The organism is Micromonospora sp. NPDC049799 (assembly GCF_040656655.1).
Taxonomy (GTDB): domain Bacteria; phylum Actinomycetota; class Actinomycetes; order Mycobacteriales; family Micromonosporaceae; genus Micromonospora.
Genome location: NZ_JBFAMU010000383.1, coordinates 1 through 4,776, shown reverse-complemented (window position 1 = coordinate 4,776; position 4,776 = coordinate 1). Strand labels below are relative to the sequence as shown.

Annotated in this window: 5 protein-coding genes and 1 pseudogene; 1 reads left to right on the top strand and 5 read right to left on the bottom strand. The window is 71.9% G+C overall.

Annotated features, from left to right (window positions below; genetic code table 11):
- Window positions 1-94: 94 nt before the first annotated feature.
- Window positions 95-277: pseudogene (locus tag AB0I76_RS22695) on the bottom strand (site-specific integrase); the annotation flags it as partial.
- Window positions 278-285: 8 nt separating this feature from the next.
- Entirely contained in the window at window positions 286-1,401 is a 1,116-nt protein-coding gene (gene ald / locus AB0I76_RS22690; RefSeq protein WP_357038821.1) for an alanine dehydrogenase, read from the bottom strand.
- A 225-nt stretch (window positions 1,402-1,626) separates the two neighbouring features.
- On the opposite strand from ald, the gene AB0I76_RS22685 reads away from it, so the two are divergent.
- Window positions 1,627-1,950 (top strand): TM2 domain-containing protein, encoded by a 324-nt coding sequence (locus AB0I76_RS22685; RefSeq protein WP_357038824.1) that lies wholly within the window; start codon window positions 1,627-1,629, stop codon window positions 1,948-1,950.
- Window positions 1,951-2,022: 72 nt separating this feature from the next.
- On the opposite strand, the gene AB0I76_RS22680 is transcribed toward AB0I76_RS22685, so the two are convergent.
- From AB0I76_RS22680 to AB0I76_RS22670, 3 genes are all read right to left on the bottom strand, one after another.
- Entirely contained in the window at window positions 2,023-2,628 is a 606-nt protein-coding gene (locus AB0I76_RS22680) for an NUDIX hydrolase (RefSeq protein WP_357038818.1), read from the bottom strand.
- The gene (locus AB0I76_RS22675; protein ID WP_357038815.1) at window positions 2,625-4,364 is read right to left on the bottom strand and encodes a CTP synthase; all 1,740 of its coding nucleotides are present in this window, start codon (window positions 4,362-4,364) and stop codon (window positions 2,625-2,627) included. Before AB0I76_RS22675 ends, AB0I76_RS22680 begins: the two co-directional genes overlap by 4 nt.
- 150 nt (window positions 4,365-4,514) lie before the next feature.
- A partial coding sequence (locus AB0I76_RS22670; RefSeq protein WP_357038812.1) for a hypothetical protein occupies window positions 4,515-4,776 on the bottom strand: 262 nt, incomplete at its 5' end.

The window sequence follows — 4,776 nt, the reverse complement described above, 5'->3', positions numbered from 1 at the left end:
GACGGCGTGAACCGGCCCAACCGGCCGTACATCGCCAGCGCGGAGAGCACCTGGAGGACCGCGAAGAGCGCCGCCCCGGTGCCCATCCGGTACTGACCGACGCGAGGTCGACGATGCCGGCCCCGGTCAGCGTCGTGACGTAGCGGTCCAGGTCGCGCCGGTACGAGGCGAGGGTGTTCGTGGACAGTCCCCGCTCGACGGTGAGGTGGTCGAGGTAGCCGCGGACGGCACGCCGAAGGGCCGGCGCGGGCTCCACGCCCGTGCCGGCCCCGTCGATCGACGTGGTCAGGCGAGGACCTCGGCCAAGGGCAGCGTGGCCATGCCGTGCGCCTCGGCGACCGGGCCGTAGACGACCTGACCGTCGTGGGTGTTCAGGCCCAGGGCCAGCGCCGGGTCCCGGCGTAGCGCCTCGCGCCAGCCCTGGTTGGCCAGTTCGAGGGCGTACGGCAGGGTGACGTTGGTCAGCGCGTACGTGCTGGTGTTCGGCACCGCGCCGGGCATGTTCGCCACGCAGTAGAAGATCGAGTCGTGCACCTTGTAGGTCGGGTCGGCGTGCGTGGTGGGACGCGAGTCCTCGAAGCAACCGCCCTGGTCGATGGCGATGTCCACCAGCACGCTGCCCGGCTTCATCCGGGAGACCAGCTCGTTGGAGATCAACATCGGGGCCTTCGCGCCGGGCACCAGCACGGCGCCGATGACCAGGTCCGCGTCGAGCACGGCCCGCTCGACCTCGTACGCGTTGGAGGCGACCGTCTGCAGGTGACCCCGGTAGATGGCGTCGGCCTGCCGCAGCCGGGCCACGTTCTTGTCCAGCAGCAGCACCTCGGACTGCAGGCCCAGCGCGATCGCGGCGGCGTTCATGCCGGAGACGCCGGCGCCGATGACCACGGTCTTCGCCGCGTACACGCCGGAGACGCCACCCGGCAGCACGCCCCGCCCACCGCCGGTGCGCATCATGTAGAAGGCGCCCACCTGCGGGGCGAGCCGGCCGGCCACCTCGGACATCGGGGCGAGCAGCGGCAGCGACCGGTCGGGCAGCTCGACGGTCTCGTACGCGATGCCGGTGACCTTGCGGTCGATGAGCGCGTCGGTGCACGTCTTCGAGGCGGCCAGGTGCAGGTAGGTGAAGAGCACCTGCCCCTCGCGCATCCGGTGGTACTCCTCGGCGACCGGCTCCTTGACCTTGAGCACCAGCTCGGCGGTGTCCCACACCTCGTCGGCGGTGGCCAGGATCTTGGCCCCGGCGGCGGCGAACTCGTCGTCGCTGATGCTGGACCCGACTCCGGCGCCCGATTCGACGAAGACCTGGTGACCGCTGCGGGTGAACTCGTTGACACCCGCCGGCGTGATCGCCACCCGGTACTCGTGGTTCTTGACCTCGCGGGGGATTCCGACCTTCACGATGCAGACACCTCTCTTCGGGGCAGCTCACCCCCGACTGCCTCGGCGCCACGACGGCCCCGTTGCCGCCGCGGTCCACCGGTCCCGCCGGCGGCAGTCTAGGCGCGCCCGCTGCCTCCGGGAGCCAGCACAGTGACATCCGGTGCCCGGCCAGCCTGACGAACTGTCAGGTGCCACCCCGGCCGACGGTGGAGACCGACTCAGCCGACAGGACAGTGTTCGACCATTATCGTCCCACCGGGCGTGTCCCGCCGGGGACAGGAGGCAAGTGGATCACTAGTGTGTCGCCCCATGACCACTCCTCCCTACCAGCCGGGGTATCCGGCGGGCGTTTCCGACAAGAGCAAGATCGTCGCGGGCATCCTCGGCATCCTGCTCGGCACGTTCGGTGCCGGTCGCTTCTACACCGGCCACACCAAGATCGCCGTCCTGCAGCTCGTGGTGAGCCTCGTGACCTGCGGCGCCGGCGGCCTCTGGGGCCTCATCGACGGGATCCTGATCCTCGTCAACGGCGGCACCGACGCGCAGGGCCGGCCGCTGCGCGACTGACCCGACCATCGACGGAAGAAGGGGCCGCGCGGCGAACCGCGCGGCCCCTTCTCGCGTACCTCTTCCGGGTTGTCAGCGGGGCAGCGGCGCGTCCGGGCGGCGCAGCACCGACCATCCGGTGTCGCGGGCCCGGGCGGCGGCGAGCAGCCCGGCCACCGCGGAGGCGTTGGTGATCTCGCCCGCCACGACCATGCCGACCGCCTCGTCCAGGTCGATCCGGAGGACCTGGAGGTCGGCCTCCTCCTCACGGCGGTCGTGCCGCTCGTCCGCCGGTACGTCCGCCAGGTCCCGGGCCAGGAACACCCGGACCAGCTCGTTGCTGAACCCCGGCGAGCTGTGCAGGTCCACCAGGACGTCCATCCGGCCGGCGGTCAGGTCGGCCTCCTCGGCCAGTTCCCGCGCCGCCGCGACGGCCAGGTCCTCGCCGGTGACGTCCATCAGCCCCGCCGGCAGCTCCCACAGGTGCCGCCCGACCGGGTGCCGGTACTGGCGGATGAGCACCACCTGGCCGGCGTCGTCGAGCGCGACCACGGCGACCGCACCGACGTGCCGGACGTGGTCCCGCACGGCGGTGCCCCCGCCCGGCATGGTCACCTCGTCACTGACCACGTCGAAGATCTTCCCGCGGTACCGCTCGGTACGGGAGCGCAGCTCGTACCGGTGCTCAACCGCGCTCACGCCGGCGCCCCGCTCCTCGCGGCGCCGTTGCGGCCAGCCTTCTTCGCCGCCGGGACGGCGTCGAGGTCGACCGGAAGCTGGTCGGCCTCGGAGTACGCGACGGCCGCCTTCACGAACGACGCGAACAGCGGGTGCGGGCGGGTCGGCCGGCTCTTCAGCTCCGGGTGGGCCTGGGTGGCCACGAAGAACGGGTGCAGCTCCCGGTCCAGCTCGATGAACTCGACCAGCCGGCCGTCCGGCGAGGTGCCGGAGATGTGCAGGCCGGCCTTGGTGAGCTGGTCGCGGTAGGCGTTGTTGACCTCGTACCGGTGGCGGTGCCGCTCGCTGACCTCGGTGCTGCCGTACGCCTCGGCGACCAGCGAGCCCTCGGCGAGCGTCGCCGGGTACGCGCCCAGGCGCATGGTGCCTCCCAGGTCGCCGCGACCGGCGACGATGTCCTCCTGGTCGGCCATCGTGGCGATGACCGGGTGCACGGCCTCCTCGTCGAACTCCAGCGAGTTCGCCCCGTCCAGGCCGCCCAGGTGCCGGGCCACCTCGATGGTCATGCACTGGAGTCCCAGGCAGAGGCCGAGCAGCGGGATGCCGTTCTCGCGGGCGTACCGGGCGGTGCCGATCTTGCCCTCGATGCCGCGCACGCCGAAGCCGCCGGGGATGACGATGCCGTCCACGCCGGCCAGGGCGGACGCCGCGCCGGCCGGGGTGACGCAGTCGTCGCTGGGCACCCAGCGCAGCTGCACCCGGGCCCGGTGACCGAAGCCGGCGGCCCGGATCGCCTCACTGACCGACAGGTACGCGTCGGGCAGGTCGACGTACTTGCCGACCAGGGCGACGGTGACGGTGTGCCGGGGCTGGTGCACCCGGTCCAGCAGGTCGTCCCAGCTGGCCCAGTCCACGTCCCGGAAGGAGAGGCCCAGGCGGCGCACCACGTACGCGTCGAGACCCTCGCGGTGCAGCACCTTCGGGATGTCGTAGATGCTCGGCGCGTCCGGCGCGGCGGTGACCGCCTCGCGGTCCACGTCGCAGTAGAGGGACAGCTTCTCCTTGACCTTGTCCGGGATGTCCCGGTCGCAGCGCAGCACCAGCGCGTCGGGCTGGATGCCGATGCTGCGCAGCTGCGCCACCGAGTGCTGGGTCGGCTTCGTCTTCAGCTCGCCCGACGGCGCCAGGTACGGCACCAGCGAGACGTGCAGGTAGAAGCAGTTGTCCCGGCCCAGGTCGTGGCGGATCTGCCGGATGGCCTCCAGGAACGGCAGCGACTCGATGTCGCCGACGGTGCCGCCGACCTCGGTGATCACCACGTCCGGCACCTGATCGTCGGCGTCCGGGTCGGCCATGCCGAGGATCCGGGACTTGATCTCGTTGGTGATGTGCGGGATGACCTGGACGGTGTCGCCCAGGTACTCGCCGCGCCGCTCCTTGGCGATCACCTCGGAGTAGATCTGGCCGGTGGTGACGTTGGCCTTGCCGGACAGGTCCCGGTCGAGGAACCGCTCGTAGTGCCCGACGTCGAGGTCGGTCTCGGCGCCGTCCTCGGTCACGAAGACCTCGCCGTGCTGGAACGGGTTCATCGTCCCGGGATCGACGTTGAGGTAGGGGTCGAGCTTCTGCATGACCACGCGCAGGCCGCGCGCGGTGAGCAGGTTGCCGAGGCTGGAGGCGGTGAGGCCCTTACCCAGCGAGGAGGCAACGCCCCCGGTGACGAAAATGTGCCTGGTCGTCCGTGCTGATGGGGCCAAGGCCTGCTCCCGTGTCGTCCGTCGCGGTCGTGCAGACCGCCGTGCCGATCAGCAAAGTGATCACGCGATCCACGGGATTCCACGGTAACACCTCGTCGGGCCGCACCACCGGGCGCACCCGCAGCACGTCCGCCGGTGTCCCCCGCCGCGTCAGCTCGCCGTGACCTCGGTCGATACGCGGGCGACCGCTCCGCCCCGGTCCGCGCCGCGGTCCGCCGCTCCCCCGTCGCCGGGGCGACCGGCAGCCGCGCCGTCCCGACCGGGACCGTCCGGGCCGTCCCCGCCGGGACTGTCCGGGCCGTCCCCGCCGGAGCCGTCCGGGCCGTCCGGGCCGTCGGTTCCCGGTCCGGCGGGTCCGGTTCCCGGCTTGTTGTAGTAGGTGTTCGCCGCCGCCTCGATGCCGTACGCGCCG